21 protein-coding genes and 1 other RNA gene are annotated in these 22,244 nt (G+C 37.1%); 6 read left to right on the top strand and 16 right to left on the bottom strand.

Annotated elements, in window-relative coordinates; genetic code table 11:
* Nucleotides 1–13: 13 nt before the first annotated feature.
* On the bottom strand, nucleotides 14–1,384 hold the full coding sequence (locus F4V44_RS16455; protein ID WP_150441109.1) for a polysaccharide deacetylase family protein: 1,371 nt from the start codon (nucleotides 1,382–1,384) through the stop codon (nucleotides 14–16).
* 325 nt (nucleotides 1,385–1,709) lie between these two features.
* Here F4V44_RS16455 and F4V44_RS16450 point away from each other — a divergent pair, with 325 nt between their 5' ends.
* Nucleotides 1,710–2,288 carry a hypothetical protein gene (locus tag F4V44_RS16450; RefSeq protein WP_223881933.1) on the top strand — a complete coding sequence of 193 codons (579 nt, stop codon included), beginning with the start codon at nucleotides 1,710–1,712 and terminating at the stop codon, nucleotides 2,286–2,288.
* 56 nt (nucleotides 2,289–2,344) lie between these two features.
* Here F4V44_RS16450 and F4V44_RS28175 read toward each other — a convergent pair whose 3' ends face one another.
* From F4V44_RS28175 to F4V44_RS16415, 6 genes are all read right to left on the bottom strand, one after another.
* Nucleotides 2,345–2,875, bottom strand: coding sequence for a CueP family metal-binding protein (locus F4V44_RS28175; RefSeq protein WP_191090727.1), 531 nt, complete (start codon nucleotides 2,873–2,875; stop codon nucleotides 2,345–2,347).
* Nucleotides 2,876–3,044: 169 nt separating this feature from the next.
* Nucleotides 3,045–4,676, bottom strand: coding sequence for a ribosomal protection-like ABC-F family protein (gene abc-f / locus F4V44_RS16435; protein ID WP_150441106.1), 1,632 nt, complete (start codon nucleotides 4,674–4,676; stop codon nucleotides 3,045–3,047).
* Nucleotides 4,677–5,016: 340 nt separating this feature from the next.
* Nucleotides 5,017–5,394 (bottom strand): c-type cytochrome, encoded by a 378-nt coding sequence (locus tag F4V44_RS16430; protein ID WP_150441105.1) that lies wholly within the window; start codon nucleotides 5,392–5,394, stop codon nucleotides 5,017–5,019.
* 147 nt (nucleotides 5,395–5,541) lie between these two features.
* On the bottom strand, nucleotides 5,542–6,465 hold the full coding sequence (locus F4V44_RS16425) for a hypothetical protein (RefSeq protein WP_223881932.1): 924 nt from the start codon (nucleotides 6,463–6,465) through the stop codon (nucleotides 5,542–5,544).
* Nucleotides 6,466–6,619: 154 nt separating this feature from the next.
* Nucleotides 6,620–6,974: a transfer-messenger RNA gene (gene ssrA / locus F4V44_RS16420) on the bottom strand.
* Nucleotides 6,975–7,155: 181 nt separating this feature from the next.
* Nucleotides 7,156–7,887, bottom strand: a complete 732-nt coding sequence (locus tag F4V44_RS16415; RefSeq protein ID WP_150441104.1) for a YjjG family noncanonical pyrimidine nucleotidase — start codon at nucleotides 7,885–7,887, stop codon at nucleotides 7,156–7,158.
* A 267-nt stretch (nucleotides 7,888–8,154) separates the two neighbouring features.
* Here F4V44_RS16415 and F4V44_RS16410 point away from each other — a divergent pair, with 267 nt between their 5' ends.
* From F4V44_RS16410 to F4V44_RS16405, 3 genes are all read left to right on the top strand, one after another.
* Nucleotides 8,155–9,168, top strand: coding sequence for a UvrB/UvrC motif-containing protein (locus F4V44_RS16410; protein WP_150441103.1), 1,014 nt, complete (start codon nucleotides 8,155–8,157; stop codon nucleotides 9,166–9,168).
* A 102-nt stretch (nucleotides 9,169–9,270) separates the two neighbouring features.
* Nucleotides 9,271–9,447, top strand: a complete 177-nt coding sequence (locus F4V44_RS27430; protein WP_191090726.1) for a hypothetical protein — start codon at nucleotides 9,271–9,273, stop codon at nucleotides 9,445–9,447.
* A 236-nt stretch (nucleotides 9,448–9,683) separates the two neighbouring features.
* Entirely contained in the window at nucleotides 9,684–10,472 is a 789-nt protein-coding gene (locus F4V44_RS16405) for a 3D domain-containing protein (RefSeq protein WP_150441102.1), read from the top strand.
* A gap of 50 nt (nucleotides 10,473–10,522) precedes the next feature.
* Here the strand turns inward: F4V44_RS16405 and F4V44_RS16400 are convergent, their stop codons facing one another.
* The 9 genes from F4V44_RS16400 to F4V44_RS16360 form a co-directional block, all read right to left on the bottom strand.
* A complete protein-coding gene (locus F4V44_RS16400; RefSeq protein ID WP_150441101.1) occupies nucleotides 10,523–11,278 on the bottom strand; it encodes an AAA family ATPase in 756 nt (251 codons plus the stop codon).
* 94 nt (nucleotides 11,279–11,372) lie between these two features.
* Nucleotides 11,373–11,603, bottom strand: coding sequence for a hypothetical protein (locus F4V44_RS16395; RefSeq protein WP_150441100.1), 231 nt, complete (start codon nucleotides 11,601–11,603; stop codon nucleotides 11,373–11,375).
* A 167-nt stretch (nucleotides 11,604–11,770) separates the two neighbouring features.
* Nucleotides 11,771–12,094 carry a BC1872 family protein gene (locus F4V44_RS16390; RefSeq protein WP_150441099.1) on the bottom strand — a complete coding sequence of 108 codons (324 nt, stop codon included), beginning with the start codon at nucleotides 12,092–12,094 and terminating at the stop codon, nucleotides 11,771–11,773.
* A gap of 335 nt (nucleotides 12,095–12,429) precedes the next feature.
* Complete coding sequence (locus F4V44_RS16385; RefSeq protein WP_150441098.1) at nucleotides 12,430–13,521, bottom strand: metallophosphoesterase; 1,092 nt, start codon at nucleotides 13,519–13,521, stop codon at nucleotides 12,430–12,432.
* 247 nt (nucleotides 13,522–13,768) lie between these two features.
* A complete protein-coding gene (locus F4V44_RS16380; protein ID WP_150441097.1) occupies nucleotides 13,769–14,566 on the bottom strand; it encodes an ABC transporter permease subunit in 798 nt (265 codons plus the stop codon).
* 43 nt (nucleotides 14,567–14,609) lie between these two features.
* Nucleotides 14,610–15,407 (bottom strand): ABC transporter permease subunit, encoded by a 798-nt coding sequence (locus tag F4V44_RS16375; RefSeq protein WP_150441096.1) that lies wholly within the window; start codon nucleotides 15,405–15,407, stop codon nucleotides 14,610–14,612.
* 3 nt (nucleotides 15,408–15,410) lie between these two features.
* Nucleotides 15,411–16,295, bottom strand: coding sequence for an ABC transporter ATP-binding protein (locus F4V44_RS16370; RefSeq protein WP_150441095.1), 885 nt, complete (start codon nucleotides 16,293–16,295; stop codon nucleotides 15,411–15,413).
* 16 nt (nucleotides 16,296–16,311) lie between these two features.
* Nucleotides 16,312–16,938 (bottom strand): TetR/AcrR family transcriptional regulator, encoded by a 627-nt coding sequence (locus F4V44_RS16365; protein WP_150441094.1) that lies wholly within the window; start codon nucleotides 16,936–16,938, stop codon nucleotides 16,312–16,314.
* Nucleotides 16,939–17,127: 189 nt separating this feature from the next.
* Nucleotides 17,128–17,670, bottom strand: a complete 543-nt coding sequence (locus tag F4V44_RS16360; RefSeq protein WP_150441359.1) for a glutathione peroxidase — start codon at nucleotides 17,668–17,670, stop codon at nucleotides 17,128–17,130.
* Nucleotides 17,671–19,015: 1,345 nt separating this feature from the next.
* Between F4V44_RS16360 and F4V44_RS16355 the strand changes: the two genes are divergently transcribed.
* Nucleotides 19,016–21,298, top strand: a complete 2,283-nt coding sequence (locus F4V44_RS16355; protein WP_150441093.1) for a nitric-oxide reductase large subunit — start codon at nucleotides 19,016–19,018, stop codon at nucleotides 21,296–21,298.
* Between the two features lie 246 nt (nucleotides 21,299–21,544).
* On the top strand, nucleotides 21,545–22,244 hold a 700-nt coding region (locus F4V44_RS16350; RefSeq protein WP_150441092.1), incomplete at its 3' end, for a hypothetical protein.

The following is a 22,244-nucleotide window of genomic DNA, read 5'->3' as shown; positions in this document are numbered from 1 at the left end:
ACCTTCTCCTTTTTTAATAGGCCACTCCATAATATGGACCGATTCCGCTCATTCCCTGTAAGGAAAGAAGTTCAGAGACCGTAACGCATTGGTATCCTTCATTGCTTAATTCTGCCATTAATATCGGTAAAGCATCTGCTGTTGATTGATGAATGTCATGTAAAAGGACAATCGCACCAGGCGCAATGTTTTCCTTCACGAGCTGATGGACGATTTCTGCCTTTCTGTTCTTCCAGTCGAGTGAATCAACCGACCATAAAATAATAGGCGAGTTATGTTCGAAAGCAACTTTTTCTACTGTCGGATTATAAATCCCATAAGGGGGACGAAAAAATGTTGGCGATTCACCGATAACACTTTCAATCACTTGACTTGATCCTATCATTTCCTGCCTAATCTGTTCTTCACTCAATTTAGACAAGTTTGAATGACTGCCGGTATGATTTCCAATTTCATGACCTTCCGCTGCCACTTGTAACGCTAATTCAGGATAGGCTAGAACTCTGCTCCCAACCATAAAAAAGGTTGCTTTTGCACCATGTTGCTTCAATGTTGCAAGAATTTGAGGTGTGACAGAAGGATTGGGTCCATCATCAAAAGTAAGAGCAATGTACTTCCCATCTCGATTGAGAATATTTACAGCGTCGTCAGTGAAATGGATTTGTAATCGGTTCACGATATCGGTTGTTAAATACAAGCCCAGTTTTTCTACTGGTATTTCCACTAAGATGTGATTTTCAGGAGCATCCGATATAAGATGAAAAGAGGTTTGATTGATTTGCCAATTTAATTGATTCGGCTGTCTTAACGCCTTTTCCATCCATTCCTTCAGACTGTTTTCATCCTGTATAGACATTTGTTCATTTATAATTGAACGAAAACCTTCCGCATTGGCATGATCCAAATTCAATATGTCTGTTAAGCTTAGAATCTTGTGATTTAATAAGTCCAGATTAAATATTTTCATCACATCTTGACGATTGCTTTCTTTGTTTTTTACAGTAAAGATTAAACTATATATTTCATCTGTTACCTGATTGATTTCGACAGATATATGTAATTGGTCAGGATCTTGTTCAATAGCATTAGGACTATTTTTTTCAACATCCTGAATAAATTGATTGATTTCCTTCTCTATCCACATTCGAATATACTGATTAATTGGCTCACTAGTTGTCAAAACAGTACTAACAACATAGGAATATACACTCGTTTTTTCAGTGTTTATTTTACGTTGAAAATCAGGAAAGTTTTCGATATGTTCTAGTTTCTCCGTAGAAACCACAGGAGATCGAATGACTTTTTCCTGAGCGGTCCCTGCAAACGCTACCATAAGAAATAAAATGAAGACCGTGCCAATAATCCAACCTATTCGTTTAATCAATCATTTTCTTTCCTTTCAATTCGGTTATGGGAAATTTCCATCATGCGTTTTTTCCTATTCCATGTGAATCATATTTTCATGCAAAACGCCTGATAGTATCATTATATTAAGCTATATAATTTTCATTCTTTGTATCTTCAAAACTTACTACCTATTAACAATTTTAACCAAAAGGAAGTTTCAAGAAAATAGAACAATAGACCTATATAATGTAAGTTTTATTAGCAAAAGCAAAAAGACAGTTCTCTTGCTTCCATGCTACAATAAAATAAGCAAGGAACTGTCCCCTGCTTACAGTTTTGTCTAAGTTGATGAGGTGATAAGTATGAGAAAATGGTTAGTATTCACTTGTACTTTAGCATTATTCGTATTTATTGGTGGCTGTGGTACATCTGGAAAAAGTAATGAAGACTTATCAGAAGAACTAGACAAGTATGATGTCGTCCATTCAAAGGCTGAAATGCAAGACGGCGATTTTATTTATCGCCTTGTATCAGAGCAAGAGGAGTATGCCGACGGTCAATCCGTTACATTGTATGCAGAGTTAGAATATATCGGTGAGCAGTCAGAGGTTACTATCGAGCATGCGGCCTCACCCTTTTATTTTCCAATGGAAGAAAAAATTCGCGGATTTGAAATCCCCTACCCTATGCCAGAACCGTTAGTGATGACAACACTGAAGAAAGGTGAAGCGCTTCGAGTCAGCTATACAGGCAGCGGTGCTTATAGTGAAGATGATGAGAAAGCTTATGTGGAGTTCATGAAGGACTTTATCAAAAATGGTTTCCCAACAGGCTATTATACTGTAGATGGCTTTGCTGATTTTTGGGTACAAAAGAATGATCATAAGAATGAACCTGATAGATATCATATAGAAGCACAGGTTGATTTTAAAGTGAAATAGTTTGAAAAAAACAGCCCCATTCACGTGAACGGAGCTGTTTTTTTGCGAATTCTTTACTACAGTAACTGCATATCAGTAATACAGGTATTATCCCCTTCAAACGTAGAAATCTCTGATTCTGCAGATAAATCACCTTGCTTAATCGTCACGCGATATAAATGATCTCGCGGCAACCACAAATCGATAAATCCATTATCTTGAGTGGTCACGATTTCATCCTTAATCACGTTTCCTTCATTATCCTCAATATACAAGGAAACCTCTTGTCCAACCAATTCTCCTTGACAACCTGTCAAGTTATGAGCTTGTCAAGGATGGGTATTAGAAATATACGGAGCAATAGAGACAAAGAATTCTTCTTCTGAGAGATTATAGACTTCCTTACTTTGATCGCTGTTAGTCACGATTAGTTCATGCGATGTAATAGAAGCTGATTGATCCTTCATGTTTCCTTCCGTAAAATCGTTAACTAATCCCTTTATATCGCTCGTTTCTTTTTCCGTTGCCGATTGTTCTTCATTTGATCCGCACGCCGCTAATAAGCTAATGACCATTAATAAGAAGAACGACAAGAGAGCTTTTTTCATATCCTATTCACCTCTCATTCTCCATTCCATTTCTCCCACTCTTTGTGAATGTTCTTTTAGTTCATTCATACATATAAACCTATTTTAATATAAATCAATAGGTTTATATACAATAATTTTGTGAAATATCTGTTAACGGAGTAAAATACTATAAGACAACATCTTTACTCTACTTCAATTCTTTTATTTTTTTCGTTAGCTCATTAAATTTCTTATCAAGCTCCTCATATGCTTGATCCTTAGGTGTCATAAAGCTGAGTTTCCCTAGTATTTCCTGTCTTTCTGTTTCAAGTTTTAAACGTAATTCTTCCTTGTCATCAATTGTTACTGAACCTGCTTTCCATGCTTTATTAATACTGCCATTTGAAATAATCAATCGTATATCCGTCGTTTTTTCGCGAAAATATCGATCGTGTGAAACGACTAACAGCGTTCCCTTGTATTCCGATAACGTCTGTTCCAACTGTTCACGAGACGGCAGATCCAGATGATTGGTCGGCTCATCTAGAATTAATACGTCTTTTTCCTCTAAAATGAAAGCCATCAGCTTACACTTTACCCGCTCGCCCATACTCATATTCCCGATTGGCTCAGTCCACTGCTCTGCCGTAAAACCTAGATGCCTCATTAAATTTTGCACCCTGCCTCTTTCTGCAAAGGTCTCCTTATAAAAAAGCTCAGCTGGTGTTTTTTCTAATGGCAGATCATATACCTCCTGTGTTAAATAGCCAATTTCAGCAGAAGGTGAAACCCATACAGTACCTTCTGCCCTTTCCTGACCCATGATTACCTTCAGCAGTGTTGTCTTCCCGCTTCCATTCGGTCCAACAATCGCAACCTTCTCACCGTGCTGAATCGTAAAATGAACATTTTTAAATAAAACGGTATCATCAAAGGTCTTGCTTAAGTTCTTAACTTCTAGAAACCGTTTCCCTATTTTGCTATTTGCCTTCAAGGAAAATTGCACTTGATAATCAGGTTCAACTCGTTCAACCTTTGCCTTTTCCAGTTCTTTTTCTAAACGCTTTCTTTTTGATTTCACCTGTGAATCCAATCGTTTTGCTTTTACACGATGGTATTCTTTAAACCCTTCCTGTTTCGTCGATTGGGAATGGGCCTTATTCGACCAGGAAGTAAGTTCATGCATTTGTGTTTCAATGCGTTCCACCATTTTTTGCTGCTTTTCATATTCACGTTGCTGCGTCAAACGTCTTTGTTCCCTCTCTATCACATAACTGGAATAATTACCTTTATGCTCTATTAACTTTTTATTTTCGATAGACCATATTTTTGTTGCTACTTCATCCAAAAAATAGCGGTCATGCGAAACAAAGATAATGGTGTCGTTATAACTCTTCATTAAATCTCGAACGAGTTCTGTACTAGACTGATCAAGATGATTGGTCGGCTCATCTAATAATAAAAGCTGTGCTTCTTGGGCAAATCCTTTAGCCAGCCGTGCCTTCAGCTTTTCTCCGCCGCTTAATTTGGAAAAGTCATGGGTGGGTACATTCATTTTCTCTAATAATGCTGCTTCTAAAGGTTCCACTTCCTCAAATGAATGGAACTGGGTTTCCTGTTCTACATAGACCATTTCGACGTTTTCCTCTAACCACTGAACCTGTCCATCAGTCGGCGCGATACGCTTATTAAGCATCTGCAGTAGCGTTGACTTTCCTGCGCCATTTTTCCCAATAATGCCGATGATATCTCCTTGATGCACCGTAGCATTCACTTCTTCAACTAGAAGTTGATCCATTATTTCATAACGTATATGACGTAGTTTAAGTAATTCTCTCATCTGATCATTCCCTCTCTTTATAGGGAGAATAAAAAAATCCTCCCAAGTGTAATTGGAAGGATTAGTCGCATGTTAATAAACCTAAATAAACTATTAGGCTTAATAGCTAATCAATTTATGATTAAAAAATGGGCAGACTAATCCTATTTTTTTATGATTTGAAATATGCCATTTCAAACGGTAAAAATAAGATTAGTTAATCATCGTCCACCCATCACCTCTTCTTTTATTAGTATTTCTATTGTAGCATACGTATTTTTGAAAAAAAAGTGTTTGTATTTATAACCTACACTGAATGTTTTACTGGGATTCTGCAGCCTTAGTAAATCACCTATCCAGCCTATTTTTGCTCCCATAAATATTTTACAACAGCCTCATACTCTTCTGCAGAAAGGGAACCGGGTGCTGACATCGGCATTCTTTCTGATACATAGGATAACAGTTCTTCTCTTGTCTTAAAGTTAGATTGGATGGCGGTGGCATCTAATTTTGAATGACCTCCAGAGATATCTCCCGAACTGTGGCAGGAAATACAGCTTTTTTGAAAAACTTCATCCCCTGTAACGGAACTTACGGATTTATCTGCTGGTGTACTTTGATTTTCTTCCTGTTCATTCGAAGGTTCAACTGCATCCCCATCTGCCTTTTCATTATTATTACAAGCACTCATTACAGCCATAAACAAGATAAACAAAAATATCCCAAGCAGCCGCTTCAATTCAACACCTCTATCCAATTAAAAATAACAACTAGCACTTAGAATATATATTTATATGGTTATTTGAATATTCATTTTAAATTAAATGATTCTTTAACTTCTCAAACCAATAACGGACCTTCCGACAGGGGCAGGTCCGTTAACAAATTATAAATAGCACAAGATTGATTTTTCTATCCAATACGAAAACTGAGTATTTGGGCATGTTTTTTCATACTGTTTCATTTGTAGATAACTATCTATTCCATCCGAAACATCATGCCAGATATCTGTAAAAACAAAATCGTAATTTCCCTTAGGCATATGTTTTTGTGCATATTCAAAAGCATCTGATTTGATAATCTTAATCTTCCCAGCATGTTTAAATTGAGGCAATATATATGAAGTAAACAAATTTATCACATCTTGATTACTATCAATAACCGTGACGCTTTCAACATTTTCTTTTTCAGAAACCATATAAGCATAGTAACCAAGCCCAAGTCCGAACGTAAGTACGTTGCCATATGCTTGATCAACCGCTTCTTTCATCGTTTCGATTTCATTCGGTGTCACCGTCATCCAGATTCGCTCATTTTCCAAAATAGCTGGAAATTTGAATTCAACATCAAAAAATCCGATTTGAGGAATATGCCTCCCTGCTTTGTTTGGCATGATATCATTACAAACAAAACCTTCAAAAGGTTTATACTTTTCATACTTCAGCTCACTTTTGCCCACTTTCATTGTTGGTATGATGATATTCTTATAATAGGGATTGTTGTAATACTCATTTACATTTAACTGATGAATCATCTTTTTAAAGTAGTTATGAAAAAGGTCCCTATCCCCTGTATTATCAACGATATCCAGTTCAAAAGCAGCCGCTAATATGACAGCAAAAGCATATTCAGATGAAACACCGCTTTCAGCAATCCCATCTACTTCTTCCTTTTCTACAAAGTCAGGTGCATCATTCAAATATTTACTTAGTAAGGCAAATATCTTGTAGTTATCTTCTTTTATTTTTTCATTAATCATTTTATCGTTTTGCATAAGTTCACCTGGTTCACTCATTATTTCATTTACCATTTATTATTTCTTTTTAGTCTTTTGTCAATCTTGATACTAATTAAAAAGACCAGATGATAACACCATCTAGTCAGTTAATCTAATCCTATTATAAACGTATGTTGGACCCAATTAAAATCTAATCTATTTATTATATACCACCATTGATTATGTATGGTGGAGACGGTGGGAGTCGAACCCACGTCCAAAGATATCGTCACTTAAGCTTCTACGAGTGTAGTCGATATATTTGCGATTTCGCCGCACCATATGCCTATCGACGGGCGTCGTGGCTTGGCTAGTCTGGTTGTTCTCTTCCTTCTTCCTCAGACAGTGGAATCCGGCGTATCCTGCTAAATTTGAGTCCGCTACCTTACCACGCAGGCAATGGAAGGGCGAACAGCTGACTTAATTAGGCAGCTAAAAGTTGATTTTGTTTGCCAGTTATAGGCTTTGACGTTTTAACGAGGCCGATCCCCTCGACTCGCAACCTAAGCTCGAACTACCCCTGTCGAATCCGTAGCGTCCCCGTTATGAGAAAAATCGATGATCAATTGAATGATTCTATCGATTTGCGCAAATTGCGCTGACGTTAGGAAGGCTCAAAGGTCGAGCAAAGATTATGTGTGCCAGCTCCTGCTGACATGTATTATCATACCATACTTTTTACCTATTTCAATTGTAAGTTACTGGGATTTTTCAATGAATATTTTATGAGGTTAAGCAGTGTTGCGGCGGGCAACCCTCCTCTTTAACAAACCCTAAAGTTTTGTATAATTCATTTAACCTTTTAATTTGAAAAGTAGGCACTATACCTGTAACATTAAATTTCTCATTCGGATTGAACCAACAAGTATCAATCCCTGCCTGATTTCCTCCTTTTATATCTGAGCTTAAGGAGTCACCAATAATCAAAGTTTTCTCAGCTGAGAAATCAGATATTCGCGCAAAAACATAATCAAAATATTCCTTCATCGGTTTTTGATAACCAGTATCCTCGGAGATAAAAATGTCCTTAAAAAACGGATATAAACCAGAATCGCGTAAACGTTTATCTTGAGTTTTAGAAACACCATTAGTTACAATATATAACTCAACATGCTGCTGCAAAGTTGAAATCAATTCGAACGCACCTTCAATAAGTTGATGACCTTCTTCTAAATAGTGGCGGTATTTTTTCTCTAGTAATACTCCGTCAACCTCTTGACCAAATTCATTAAATAAAAGTGTAAAGCGTGTATTTACTACCTCATTGCGGTCGATTTTCCCTTCTTCAAAGGATTTCCAAAGACTTTTATTTATTTTTTTATATTGTTCTTCAAGTTCCGGAGTAACTAGAACTTTCTGTTCCTCAAAAAGAGAGCGCAATGCCGATCTTTCTGCCGCTCCAAAATCTAATAATGTATCGTCCACATCAAATAATAATGTTTGGTATCTCTTCAATCCTAATCTCCCCATTTATATCTTTTCTATCTTTTTACTATTATACCATGAAAGAAAATACTCTCTTGTTTTTATATCATCTGGAAAAATTTATTATGTATCAAAAACTTTTTTAAGATTTACATAACAATAGAAAGGAAAGATCTCCTTGTACCTTTCACCCCATTCCATTAAAATCAAAGCTATCATATATAAATGAGGTGGAATTCATTGAATCTTCTAAACGAAAAAGTAAAAAATCTCCCCTCAACGCCTGGAGTCTATTTGATGAAAGATTCTCAAGGCAGCATCATTTATGTCGGCAAATCAAAAAATTTAAAAAGCAGGGTTCAATCTTATTTTTATCACTCCAAAGCGCATTCCCGTAAGGTTGAAAAGCTTGTAAAGACTTTAAGGGATTTCGATTATATTGAAACGGATACAGAATTTGAAGCCTTTATGCTCGAATGCCGCTTAATAAAAGAAATCAAGCCTTATTTTAATAAATTAATGAAAAATCCCCTATCCTACGCGTACATTGTTATTAAATTGGATGAAGAGATTCCTCAAATGGAAGTTAGTCATTCGATTCACAAGGGCAATGGATATCAATATTTTGGTCCATTCACAAGCAAAAGTACGGCAGAAAAAGCCATTGAAGGATTTAAGGATTGTTATAAAATTAATTGCACTAGACATACCCTTAAGACCTCTCCCTGCTTGAATTTTACGATAGGGTTGTGTATCGGCATGTGCCAAGGAGGTGCTGCGCTAGCCCAATACCGTTCGATTATTGATAAATTCATTTCTTTACTAAATGGTTCCGACATGAGCCTGCTTGAAGAAATGAATGAAAAGATGTTAACTGCAGCGGAACATTTCGATTTCGAAACGGCAGCCAAATTCAGAAATAGTATAAAGTATATGGAAACTCTAATTCATAAAGAAAGAATGATAGAATTCACAGAGAAGAATCATAATATTGTGATGCTTGAACCTATCGGTGAAGCATGTTTTAAAATCTTTTATATGAAAAGAAATGAAATACTCTTTAGTGAGATATACTCAGACAAGGACGTAAACAGAGAATCTGCAGCTGCTACTGTTTCAGCAAATATCATGAAATATTTCGCATTACCCTATTCGGCTGCAGAGCTGACACGGGATGAAATTGATGAAGCTCAAATTATCTATCATTATTTAAAAAGCAGTCATTGCCGTTATAGGATTATTCCAGAAACATGGCTGGAATCTAAGAGTAAAGTTAAACAACAAGTTAGTGAATGGTTTTCACAGGTTTAAAAAGCTAATTTTTTCAACTAAGAAGCACACGCTCTGCTTCGTATAATTTTTCTGACACGGTCATAAACTAGAATGTTCATTAAATGTATGGAGGTTATGACAATGTCAGATAATAGACAAATGTTAAACGGAGCATATGAGGATAAAATGCGTATGTTTAGAAATGTAAATCATTCCGCAACCAATTATGTTCAAAATGCAATTGAAAATATGGTTGAATCCACTCAAGATGCAACGCAAAACTTAGTCAATGCTACCATGAAAAAACGAGTAAAATAATGAATAGTTCCACTGCCTCTATCCAAAAGAGGCTTTTTTCATGCCCAAAACTCCCCTCCTTCTTAAAAATACTTTTATTACAGACACTCCAAATTTGTTAGAGATTGTTACATCCTGTTATCAATCTGTTACTATCGTTATCTAATTAATATCTCCCTGTTCCTATTCTGTAAAAGTACTATGTTACGATAATTCACATAATAAATTCGAACAAATCACAACGGGAGGTACTGAAATTGAGAAGAAAATGGTTATCGGCAGTTGCAGCAACAGCATTTTTTATAGTCGGAACAACGAATGTACAAGCAGAACAAACCGTTGTACATAAGGGAGATACATTGTGGGGAATAGCACAGGAAAATGGAGTATCAGTAGACTCTATTAAAGAATGGAACAATCTATCAACTGATCTGATTCACCCAAATGACCTTCTTGAAGTCTCGTCCCCTATTAAACAAGTACCTGTTTCATTGGGAGATACACTTTGGAATATTTCTCAAATCTACGGAGTTTCGGTTGAGGATTTAAAGAAATGGAATCATCTTTCATCAGATTTGATCCATCCTGGACTGAATTTGACCGTTTATACGAATAAAAATGAGGATGTAAACGTGAATGAAGAAGCCGCTCCAGCAACTGAACAAATGGTTCAAGACCATTCGCAACCAACAGAGAATCCAGCACCAACGGAAGCAGCAGAACAACCTGAAACGCCAGTAGCTGCAGAGCCCGCAGGCAAAGAAATCATGGTTGAAGCGACCGCCTATACAGCTGAATGTGAAGGCTGTTCAGGGATTACAAAAACGGGTGTGGATTTAAACGCCAATCCTGATGCGAAAGTGATTGCTGTCGATCCAGCGGTTATTCCTTTAGGTTCAAAAGTCTATGTAGAGGGCTATGGTTATGCAACCGCTGAAGATATCGGCGGAGGCATTAATGGAAACGAAATTGATGTATACGTTAAAGAACATAATGACGCCCTTCAATGGGGAAGAAAACAAGTAAAAGTAACGATTATTGATTAAATGAATCAACACCAAAGGGATGTCCTGCCACGGGACATCCCCTTTTCTGCCTACTGAAATAGATGATGCAGGATGCGCTCCCTGTCATCGAAGAACTGTTTCATCAGGATGTAATGGTTCGTGTCTTCTAGTTTTGTTTCTACAATTCCTTCTTCTGACAGCTGAAGGATTTTAGCATCTGGGTAAGCCATAATAATCGGTGAATGAGTAGCAATGATGAATTGAGATTCCTGATTGACCAATTCATTAATTCTAGCCAGCATCGAGAGCTGCCGTAACGGAGAAAGTGCTGCTTCTGGTTCGTCTAAAATATACAAACCACGGCCTCGAAATTTTTCAATGAAGGCAGCAAAAAATGCCTCTCCATGTGATTGCTGATACAATGATTCCCCCCCAAAATAATCAATAATCCTCCCGCCGCCACCTGGTTCTTTGTCTAATTCCTCAATATGGGTAGCCAAATTATAAAAGGATTCCGCTCGGAAAAAGAATGGATTCTCAGCTCTATACACTCCTTTTGCTATTCGAAGATACTGATTCAAATTAGAATGGGAATCATAACTTGAGAAATTGAAGTTTAATGTTCCGCCTTCTGGGTTAAAGCCTAATGCAACCGCTATTCCTTCAAGCAAAGTAGACTTTCCCATTCCATTTTCACCAACAATATAGGTGACATTTGGATGGAAATAAATTTCATCTAAATTTTTCATGATGGGCAAATTAAGAGGAAAATGATCATAAGAGGAGACAAGTTGTTCATTTAGATAAATGTGTTTAATATACTGAGTCTCATAATCTAGCTTCATTTGTTATACACCCCCTATTCCATATCTTACCACAGAAATAAAAAGGACAGTTCTATTGCTTCATCTGAAGAATAGAGCTGTCTTTTTTACCAAATTAGATGCTCATTTTTACATCTTCTCTAATGGATTCAATGATGTAATCAGGTAAGTTGGCTGGTAAGGATGTACCGTCTCCTTGGAATATCCACGTATTGATGATTTCGAGGTCTGCTTTTCTGAAGGTAATGCTGTAAATTTGATTTTCATGAGTAAAGTCCGCCGTAACATATTCTTCACCATCAAAATCATCATCAATGATCATATTATGTAATTCGTATGGTTTCACTAGCTTTTCTCCTTATTATTCGTTCTTCAATTAGGGTTAACTAATCATTTTCAAATTATTCATCGTACCTTTTTGTTAAGAATGCAAAAAAGAAGTTCACTTCCTTCGAGGTGAACTTCTTTTTCTTATATGTTTAGTTGAATTTTCAAGGACAAAATAGCCTATTTTTAGCAAAGCTGGGCCCAGATATCGCTTGTGTCTTCTACTGAGTTAAGTTCAACAAGGTTGTAGGCAGCGTTCGTAATCGCTTCTGCTAGTGTGTCTCCTGTTGCTTTAACGTTATTGAAACACACTTCGGAGTTTCCGTTGTTTGAGAATTTATAACCGATTTTTTCTAACTTTTCAACAATTAGCATCGCATGGCCAAGGTTTTGTTCTGGTTGAAATTCTGAATTATGAATGAAAATACCCTTTTCATAATCATACCATCTATCCCATCTATTTAACTTCCAACCTAAAATTCTGCGTGCAATGGAATTTGTTTTTGTCATCGTATATACCCCTTTTCTACCATGTTATATTTTTGTTCCAATGGATATTAGAACAACTTTAGAATGTTTTATCATTATGTAAATCATTGGCTGTAATCGATTAAATCATCCATCTGTTATATACCAATAAATAGTTTTTATATCTGTTTGATTGTTATAATACAACTTAGATGATTTAATAGAATTATATAACAGACTTAAAGAGATATCTACTATTTTTTTGAAATTTCTTGAAAAAAATCTATTTTTTGATATTTTTTAGCATTTTGGGCGAAAAAAAGACCCATTCAACCATGAAGGGCCTTAAATCTTTTATTTATTTTTTCAACTGTGACTCACTGTACTCCAAATTGGAGGTTAATGACCATTACTTCTGACCGGCTGCCGATTCTAAGCGGCGGACCCCAAGTACCAAAACCTGACGAGACAAAGGAATGCAGGGAATTTTTTTGCAAGTAGCCTCCATCATTTTCAAAAAGCATTCCTGTAATCAGATTGGCAGGTGCCAATTGTCCGTTGTGGGTATGACCGGATACTAATACATCTGCACCATATTTTTCTGCAAGTTGCAACTCGTTCGGCTGATGATCCATCATGATAATCGGTTTGCTCTTATCCAGTCCCTTTAATAATGATTGAATTTCATAACGGTCTCCTTCTGCCGGGTCTTTTCTGCCTGTTAGATAAAATTGGTTTTGAATCAAGACAGTTTCATCACGCAGAACCTGAACGCCCGCATTGGTTAATTCATGTTCCAGTCTCAGAAGGTCGTTTCCATAAACATCATGGTTACCAGAGATGGCGTACACCCCGAGAGGAGCTTGCAATTCAGCCATAAGCTTTTGCATATTATTTTCAACAAATGGTTCGATATCATCGTCTATCGTATCGCCAGCAAGCAAAATTAAATCAGGTTGAACGTTATCAGCAATATCGACCAATTTTTGCAGATGAGACACACCAACAATTGGACCTAAATGCAGGTCAGAAGCAAGCAAAATTTTAATGCCAGGCAGCTCCGTCTTCTTTGGAATGTTCACATCATAGCTGCGGACAATTGGGTTCCAAGCATTAAAAGAGCCTACACTAAAGATGATAGCGAAAAACAACATGATTCCAAGTCCCATCCACTTGATTCCTTTCTTTTTTAAAAGAAAATACAGCAAATTAGCTAACGGCAGCAGAATAAGACTGTACCCAATAATGGCCATCCAAAATCCGCTAATCCAGGCAAATACGGGGATAGTAAATGCTCGTGTTAAGAATGGGGAAACCGCAATAAAGACGAAGAGGATGGTATACGTTTTTTTATATTTACCATTGGTATACGTCTTCAGCCATACCCAGATATTTTTACTAATGTAAAAACATAAAAGAAAATAGATGATAGCAAACAATAAAACAAATAGAATAGCAGTTAGTGACATATGAACTATTTACCTCATTTCAATGAAAAGGAAGAGCTGTAGATGTTAATCCTTTTTAATTAAATAAATTTGAGTTGTTTTCACAACCGGCAACATTTAGTATATATCATTCATTCACTCCTACGCTAAGATTAACGCTTAACTAAAAAGATGAATGTCAGATAACAAACATTCATCTTTTTAACCGTGTGTTCCTTTACGTTTTCATGTTTCACTAAAATGGAAGCAAAGGGCACGCTGTACTTTTCTAATTATTTAAATCTCTTTTTTGAAAGGTTGCATAAGTGATGATAATGAATCCGATGATAAGTACGGCGGAAAGAATGATGTAGATTGTCTCTAGTCCGTTTCCGAAAATAACGTTTTTGGCTTCAAAATATTTGAATGGTGTCAAGTATTTTAGTCCTTCGATATTTTCATTCACATCTATGGCAACAGATAATATATAGGAGAATAATAGAATACCTGCCGCTTGCGATGCGGCTGTTTTTGGTTTCTTTTTACATGATGCAAGTGCGCTGCCGATGACCATGAAAAGCACCTGTAATAGAAACATTCCAGTCATTGTCCCGGCAATCGCTCTATTCACATCTTCACCTGTGTTATACTTCCCCAAAATGAACAACAATGAAAAGATGGTTACGAGATTAAAGATGACAATATTCGTAAAGGCGGCCAATAATTTTGCTGTAATGACCGTATTTCGTGATACTGGCTTCACAAAGAGGAACTCAGCCGTTTTGTCATTTTCTTCCTTGGCAATGATACTTGCACCCAGCATGGCAGCATGAATGGTTGCCATGAGCAGCAGGTAAAGAAACAGGATGGAATAGTACCCAGTAAGAGTAGATAAATCCACATCACTAAAGCCCAATACGGCACGCAATGATTGCGGAATATCTCCTACCAGTGCATTAATAGAACCGCCTTGAGTTGAATAGGCTTCATATTTACCCATACCTGATACGACCATCAAGATGACTCCAATACTCCATAGAATCAGTGATTTTCTATGAGACTTTAACTCCTTACGATAAATATTCATGTTTATATCCTCCATTTAGCTCACTCCAGTCAAGCTAATCCTCTTATACCGTATGAATATCCTTTTTCGTATAAACAATAAAACTCGTGATGATACTTATCATGATAATCACTGCACCCGCTATTAAAAAGGCTCTTTCGTAGCTTGCATGTTTCATAATATAGGCGGTATCAAAATATTTAAATGGAGATACATATCGTTTGGCTTCTTCACCGGCCGTGCCGCTGAACATTCCAAGAAAATAAAACGCAAATACAGTCCCTAGTGAGACAGGGAGTACGGATTTCATTTTTGGAATTAGAACAGAAACCATGAATCCAATGGCCAGAAAGATGAGCTGGACAAAAAACAAAGTGAGTGAAAGCAGGATAAATACTTTATAGTTAAAATCAGCATTTTTGACTTGTATAGTGATGATACTTGCAGCAGTTAAATAAAGAATATTCGTTAGGATAATGGAAGCGAATGCCGCCAGAAGTTTTGCTGTCATGACAGTCTTACGCGTAACTGGTTTTGTTAATAGAAAATCGGCTGTTTTTTCACGGACTTCCTTACTTATGATTGAAGTACCCAGATTCATCGACTGAACTGCACCGCAAAGAGTAATAAAAGTTAATAGGAAACTGTAGAAACCAAGAATCGTAAAGAAGCTGCCAAGGTTAACGCCCATTAAATTCTGAACGGATTCCGGATAACTTTCCATGATCTTAGTAAAGTTTTCTGCGTCCTTTGAAAAAGAAGGATAAAACGACATAAACAATAGGACGAGCAATATTAAGGAAAGTGACCAAATAAAAGTAGATTTCCGATGATACCTGAGCTCGTGCAGAAAGATATTCATCCTCTACGCCTCCCTTTCATAGTAATGCAGGAAAATCTCTTCAAGATTAGGTTCTTCAATCCAAAGATTGGCAATGTTTATTTCTGAGATTCTTTTTAACACCCTATTGATATTTCCTTTAAATAAAAAGCTAATTATCGTGCCGTTCCCTTCTAATTTCGTCACGCCAGGCAACTGAAAAACACTTGTTTCCACCGGGTCAATCGTTTCAATTTTGAACTTTTTATAGTTGTTTTCCTTTAAAGTTTTAATTTTTTCAACCGTGACGATTTTTCCTTCTTTAATGATAGCCACTCGATCACAGAGCCGTTGTACCTCGCTTAATATATGGGATGAGAATAATATCGTGGCGCCCTTGTTATTCTCCTCTTCTAGTAAATCAAAAAATTTCTGCTGCATTAACGGGTCAAGCCCGCTTGTCGGCTCATCAAGGATAATCAGCTTTGGCTCATGAAGCAGACCTTGAACAATTCCAACCTTCTTTTTATTACCTAACGATAAATCATCGATTTTTTTCGTTAAATCAAGGTCCATGATTTCCGCTAACTCTTTGATTCGCTGACTGCAGTCCTTTTTATAAAAGCTTGCTGAGTATTTTAATAAATCGATTACCTTCATATTGTCATAATAAAAAACTTCTGATGGCAAATAGCCGATTTGCTTTTTTATTTCAGGGGAAAATTTCACACAATCCTTGCCAAAAATCTTGGCACTTCCGCTGGTTGGATAAATCAAAGATAATAATGTACGGATGGTTGTCGACTTTCCAGCACCATTTGGACCAATGAAACCGAAAATCTCTCCTTCCTCTACAGTGAAGCTGACATCCGTAATCCCTCTTGACTTGCCGTAAGTCTTGGTAAGGTTGTTTATTTCAATGACATTCATCCTGAGCGCCTCCCGATTATTGTTTATAAAAGCCTTTCATTAAAACATCAAAATAATCTTCTGCTTCCATCCGGATTTTTTCATAATCAAATTCATGGGTCGGTGATAGCTTTGCTTTAAACAACGCCTCATCGCTTAATTTTTCAAGTGTGAATGTAATAATCTTTAAAACGATTTTTAGATCAACATCCTCTCTAAACTTTGAATAATCAACTCCCTCAAAGAATTTCTCCATATTTATCTCGATAAATTCCTTTTTCTTCTTCTCCAGCTCCACCTTAATTTCAGCAGAATCCTCCAACAGAGCCTCTTCCATAAACTTAAAGATATCTGGATACACGGTAAGCAATTCCATCTTAATCATGACTGCTTCCCTTGTTCTCTTAAAAAAATCCATTTGTGTTAAATCGATTTTCTGATAAAATTCCTCAACAATCCTGTCATAGCCATAATCAAACAAAAATAAGTACAGCTGCTTTTTGTTTTGGAAATAATGAAAAAGCAACCCCTTTGAAATTCCTGCTTCTTTCACAATTTGATTGGTCGACGCTAAATCATAGCCTTTCTGGGAAAACTCCTTCATCGCCGCATTGACGATACGGTCTTGTTTCTCTCTATCCAAATTCCAAAACTTTGTAAACATGCGTTGTTCCATCCTTTTTATTACTTTTTAATCAATTGACCATATCAGTCAATTTTATAATAACTATACTGACCAAATTGGTCAATAGGCTCTTAAGCATGATTTTCCATCACCATAGACTGTCTTCTAAAAAGCATAGGGCCGGTTCAGATGCTTCAATAAAGCATCTGAACCGGCCCTATGAATCTTTTATTCAGTTAACAATTTTTCTATATCGTCTTTTATTTCTTCTGGAGCGGTGGTTGGAGCATATCGTTTAATTACGCTTCCATCTTTATTTATGAGAAATTTAGTAAAGTTCCATTTGATATTGGAACCTTCCAAAAGTTCAGGAGCATTCGTGCTTAAATGTTTATATAACATGCTATTTTTATCAAGATTCTCATCTTCTGGAGCCTGCTGTCGTAAATATTGATATAATGGATGCGCATTTCCCCCATTTACATCTATTTTCTGGAAGATTGGAAATTCTACTTGATAATTTAATGAGCAAAACGAGCTGATTTCTTCATCCGTTCCCGGCTCCTGTCCGCCAAATTGATTACAAGGAAAGCCTAGTACTGTAAAACCTTTATCCTTATACGTATCATATAATTTTTCCAAGCCTTCATATTGCGGTGTTAAACCGCATTTACTTGCGGTATTTACAATTAACAGGACTTTTCCTTTGTAGGTATCTAGACCTACTTCTTCTCCGTTTGATAATTTCGCTTTAAAAGTATGTACTGACATTTCTACACTCTCCTTTTTATCTTTTGCCCCATGAACGGTAAACATAACAGGTTTATTATCCGAATATTGCCCATTAATATATTCGAGGATAAATTGATAGGTTCCTTCCTTCATAAATTTAAATGCATTTCCATATCGTATTAGGTTCGCATTCGAAGTAGTGACCTTATGGTGTCCATCATTCCATAAATTCGTATAGATATGAATATTGCCTTTATCAAATTGCTTTTTTGTTTCCTTATCCTTTGGAATAAACGTTACGGTTTGTCCAACGGTAACATATATATCTTGATTCTTTTCAGGTAAAATCATCCCCCTTTTGTCAATCGCAAAACCTGCCGCGACTGCATCTGCAGGGCCGACTTCGCTGCGCGGAATCTGTTTCACCTTTACTTTATGATTTTCCAATGATAAATGAGTTTCTCCTAAGACATGAACAATAATATGATTGCCTTTCTTCTCCACGTCAAATCCAGAATCTTCCCAAACTACCTTACCATGCCCATCTCTATTAATTTCAATCGCCTGAATATCCTTCATACCCGAACTGCCGCTATGGATTCTTTCAAAAACTAAAAGTGCTTTTTGCTGATTAGCGGGATTCACTAACAAGAAATGGTCAATATAGTTTGGAACATCGATAGGTGCATCTGCATTATATTCTTTAGAAGACCAAACCTCCTGCCATTGATCCGTTCGACCCGTGTTCGTCACAACCACAATCTTCATTTTCCCGTAACCGTCAGGAGTTTTCTTCCCAATCCCTAAGAGCTTGTAGGAAGTGAGGTCATAAAACTGAATGGTCTCCTGCTTAATCAACTGCCAATCAGGATACACATGTGAAAATTCCTCGGAAGTGAAATGAGGGTTTTCCTGCTGAATCTTAGCAGCTTTTGAATATAATTCAGCAGCAGAGATTAACATTCTCTCATAAGAAAACGTTCCAATTGTAATGAGAAACATGACAATGCATGAACTTTTTCGTAAGAACGATACCATTCTATTCAAGTGATTTTCCTCCCTATGCTATGACCAGATGATGAACTCTTCTGCTTTTCTTTATCAAACAAGCGGGAACATTTTACTTCTTAACCCTATTCAATTTTAACCAATTAGCTCATGAACATACGGAACAAGAAAATTCCTTTTGCTTCATTTGTAAAAGGTCATAAATAGGTTCTATTCGTGCCAAAACTTTTATTTTTTGCAATGCATTACTATCACTGAGTAATTGTGGGAAATATACCTTCTTTATACATAATTTAGTCAGCACTGGTAAATCTAATAAATAATTCTAGGCATTAAAAATAAATATGGGATTTTCCATATGAAATGAGGTGGAGTATTGAATTATCGCCGTTTGTGGATAACGCTAACTCTAGTTATCATACTTTCTTTTGCTATTTTAGGATATTACGGAGGTCGAATCTATCAAGTGATGCCTCCTATTCCTGATCAAGTCGTTACAGAGGATGGTACGGTCCTCTTTACGGGTCAGGACATCAAAGACGGCCAAAATGTTTGGCAGTCCATTGGCGGTCAGGAAGTGGGAAGTATTTGGGGACATGGAGCATATGTGGCCCCTGACTGGAATGCAGACTGGCTCCATCGGGAAGCACTATTTATTCTCGATAGATGGGGCAATGCAGAATTTGGGAATGACTATGATAATTTAAATGAAGAGCAGCAGGCACAATTGAAGGCACGCTTGAAACAGGAAATACGGACAAATACGTTTGATAAAGAGACGAAAACACTCGTCATTTCAAATGACCGTGCAGATGCCTTTCAATACTTAAGCAATTATTATAATGGTTTATTTATGAATGATCCACAATTTAATGAGCTTAGAGATCATTATGCCATCCCAAAGAATACGTTAAAAGATTCTGAGCGGATGAGTCAGATGAATACCTTTTTCTTTTGGAGCACATGGGCTGCTGCAACCAATCGTCCTGGAAGCGACATTACCTATACGAACAACTGGCCCAATGAGGATTTAATCGATAATAAACCAACAGGAGAAATGGTTGTATGGTCTGTTGTCAGTTTTGTTATGCTTTTGGCAGGAGTTGGAGCTTTGGCATGGTATTTTGCTGTTCAGCGGCACAAAGAACCGCATATCGAGGAAGTATACCCAGAAAAGGATCCATTGTTGGCCCTGTCACCAACTCCTTCTATGAAAGCGACTCTTAAATATTTCTGGGTTGTGGCTGCTTTATTCGTCGTGCAGATTATCCTTGGCGTTCTTTCTGCCCATTATGCAGTAGAAGGTTCCGGCTTATATGGTATTCCGATTCAAGAGTGGATTCCCTATTCTGTTGTTCGTACATGGCACACACAACTAGGAATTTTGTGGATTGCAACCGCATGGCTGGCAACTGGTTTATTTATGGCCCCCGCGGTTTCCGGATATGAACCGAAGTTTCAACGAGCTCTTGTGAACTTCCTATTTGTTTGTCTATTAATTATTGTTGTTGGTTCAATGGCCGGACAATGGATGGGTGTCTTCCAAAAATTTGATAATCAAACAAACTTCTGGTTTGGACATCAAGGCTATGAATATGTTGATTTAGGACGCTTCTGGCAGATTTTCTTAACAGTGGGTCTTTTCCTATGGTTATTCTTAATGGGCAGAGCCTTGTTACCTGCTTTTAACAAATCAAAAGAGAATCGTCATCTGTTAATTATGTTTATCGTTGCAGCAACGGCTATCCCATTATTCTATGTCCCTGGTTTATTGTGGGGACAGCAAACTCATTTATCAATGGCAGAATATTGGCGCTGGTGGGTTGTACACCTTTGGGTAGAAGGATTCTTTGAAGTATTTGCAACGGTTGTTATGGCATTTCTTTTTACAAGAATGGGACTTTTACGGACAAGAACCGCAACAGCGTCCGTCTTATTCTCAACCATTATCTTCTTATTTGGCGGCATTATTGGAACCTTCCATCACCTATACTTCAGCGGAACACCAGTTGGAGTGATGGCATTTGGAGCGGTATTCAGTGCATTAGAAGTCGTGCCTCTTGTCTTAATTGGATTTGAGGCCTATGAAAACCTTACCCATAGCCGAGTTAAGCCGTGGGTTAAAGCATATAAATGGCCTATCTATTGTTTCGTAGCAGTCGCTTTTTGGAATTTAGTTGGAGCCGGACTTTTCGGGTTCTTCATTAATCCTCCGATTGCCCTTTATTATATGCAGGGATTGAATACAACACCTGTTCATGGTCATACGGCTCTATTTGGTGTCTATGGAGTTCTTGGAATCGGGCTTATGCTGTTTTGCTTAAAAGGTTTGACAGGCCAAAAGGTTTGGAAAACAGGAATGCTGAGCTTTGCTTTTTGGGCGATTAATATCGGACTTGCCTTAATGGTTCTATTAAGTCTACTCCCGGTCGGCCTCATGCAAACATGGGCAAGCGTTGAGCATGGAATGTGGTATGCAAGATCAGCTGACTTCCTGCAGCAAGGCAGCGTTCAAACATTTATCTGGCTTAGAATGATAGGAGATACCATTTTTGGAGTGGGCGCTCTAGCACTTGGCTGGTTCATTTTAGGGTTAAAAACAGGCTGGTCTATTAAGGATGAAGCAAATGAAATAAATCAGTCGATTGACAAAAATTAATACTTTATTTAAACGGACAGTCACAATCGTGATTGTCCGTTTTTTATGGACTATAGGACCTGCTTAAACATGCACATCGTTCTTTTCTGTAAGCTTGAATATTTTATGCTTTTTTCGTACTAAAACCATCCTTTTACATACCCGCATACGCATTTTCACTATTTTTCAAAGATTAGGATAATCGCCTTGTACAAGTAGGTCATATATTACATATTCTGTATCTCAGAATGGAAGGGGATGGGGTTAATGGGTAAAAAGAAAAAGATCAAAATTAAAAATAAAATTAAAAATAAAATTAAAAATAAAATTGAACCAAAGATTAATCCACATATTGAAGTAAAACCAAATATTCAGGTTCAATGTGGATGTAATACAACAAAATCATATGATACCGCTTCAAATGAAAACATCGGTGTGGTTAAAAGTGAAAGCGTTGCAAATATTTGTTCTACTTGTTTAACTGAAGGATGTATAATGTGCAATATTTTTACAAAAATTGTAAATTTAATCCAACCAAGTCTGCAAGCAATTAGTAATAGTTTAGAAGCATTGACAGTTAACCAACCTGAGTTTTCAGATTCTAAAAAACCTCATAACGAGGTATTAGTGAAACATACGATGGCAGACATACCTGCAAATGAAAACTCTAATATTCCTAGCAACGCGAATTCCGATATAGCAGTTAACGTAAATACAGACTTCCCAATAAACCTAGATCTAAACATACCGTTGAATACTTCTGTGGAAACTCCTAGCAATGACATCGCAGAGTTGCCTACTAAGGTAGTGTTAGAAAAGGTTCCTGCTAAGGATGCCCCTATTAAGGTCGAAGTTATAGAGACTCCGGTCGAGGTTGAGGTCACGGTCGATGCGACTCCGGTTGAAGACGCAGGCGATCTGACTCCAGTTGAGGACGTAGTCGATCTGACTCCGATTGAAGACGCGG

The sequence above is a fragment of the Niallia endozanthoxylica genome (genome assembly GCF_008710145.1).
Taxonomy (GTDB): Bacteria; Bacillota; Bacilli; order Bacillales; family Cytobacillaceae; genus Bacillus_BD; species Bacillus_BD endozanthoxylica.
The sequence above is the reverse complement of the archived record's forward strand: the minus strand, read 5'-3'. Positions and strand labels throughout refer to the sequence as shown.

Bases quoted from the DNA above. Each gene is read 5' to 3' on its own strand.
- F4V44_RS16410 (WP_150441103.1), top strand. From the start codon at position 8,155: ATGAAAGATTCTCAAGGCAGCATCATTTATGTCGGCAAATCAAAAAAT.
- F4V44_RS16400 (WP_150441101.1), bottom strand. From the start codon at position 11,278: ATGAAGCTAGATTATGAGACTCAGTATATTAAACACATTTATCTAAAT.
- F4V44_RS16390 (WP_150441099.1), bottom strand. From the start codon at position 12,094: ATGACAAAAACAAATTCCATTGCACGCAGAATTTTAGGTTGGAAGTTA.
- F4V44_RS16450 (WP_223881933.1), top strand. From the start codon at position 1,710: ATGAGAAAATGGTTAGTATTCACTTGTACTTTAGCATTATTCGTATTT.
- F4V44_RS16385 (WP_150441098.1), bottom strand. From the start codon at position 13,521: ATGTCACTAACTGCTATTCTATTTGTTTTATTGTTTGCTATCATCTAT.
- F4V44_RS16375 (WP_150441096.1), bottom strand. From the start codon at position 15,407: ATGAATATCTTTCTGCACGAGCTCAGGTATCATCGGAAATCTACTTTT.
- F4V44_RS16370 (WP_150441095.1), bottom strand. From the start codon at position 16,295: ATGAATGTCATTGAAATAAACAACCTTACCAAGACTTACGGCAAGTCA.
- F4V44_RS27430 (WP_191090726.1), top strand. From the start codon at position 9,271: ATGTCAGATAATAGACAAATGTTAAACGGAGCATATGAGGATAAAATG.
- F4V44_RS16360 (WP_150441359.1), bottom strand. From the start codon at position 17,670: ATGTCAGTACATACTTTTAAAGCGAAATTATCAAACGGAGAAGAAGTA.
- F4V44_RS16425 (WP_223881932.1), bottom strand. From the start codon at position 6,465: ATGGTAAATGAAATAATGAGTGAACCAGGTGAACTTATGCAAAACGAT.
- F4V44_RS16380 (WP_150441097.1), bottom strand. From the start codon at position 14,566: ATGAATATTTATCGTAAGGAGTTAAAGTCTCATAGAAAATCACTGATT.
- abc-f (WP_150441106.1), bottom strand. From the start codon at position 4,676: ATGAGAGAATTACTTAAACTACGTCATATACGTTATGAAATAATGGAT.
- F4V44_RS16365 (WP_150441094.1), bottom strand. From the start codon at position 16,938: ATGTTTACAAAGTTTTGGAATTTGGATAGAGAGAAACAAGACCGTATC.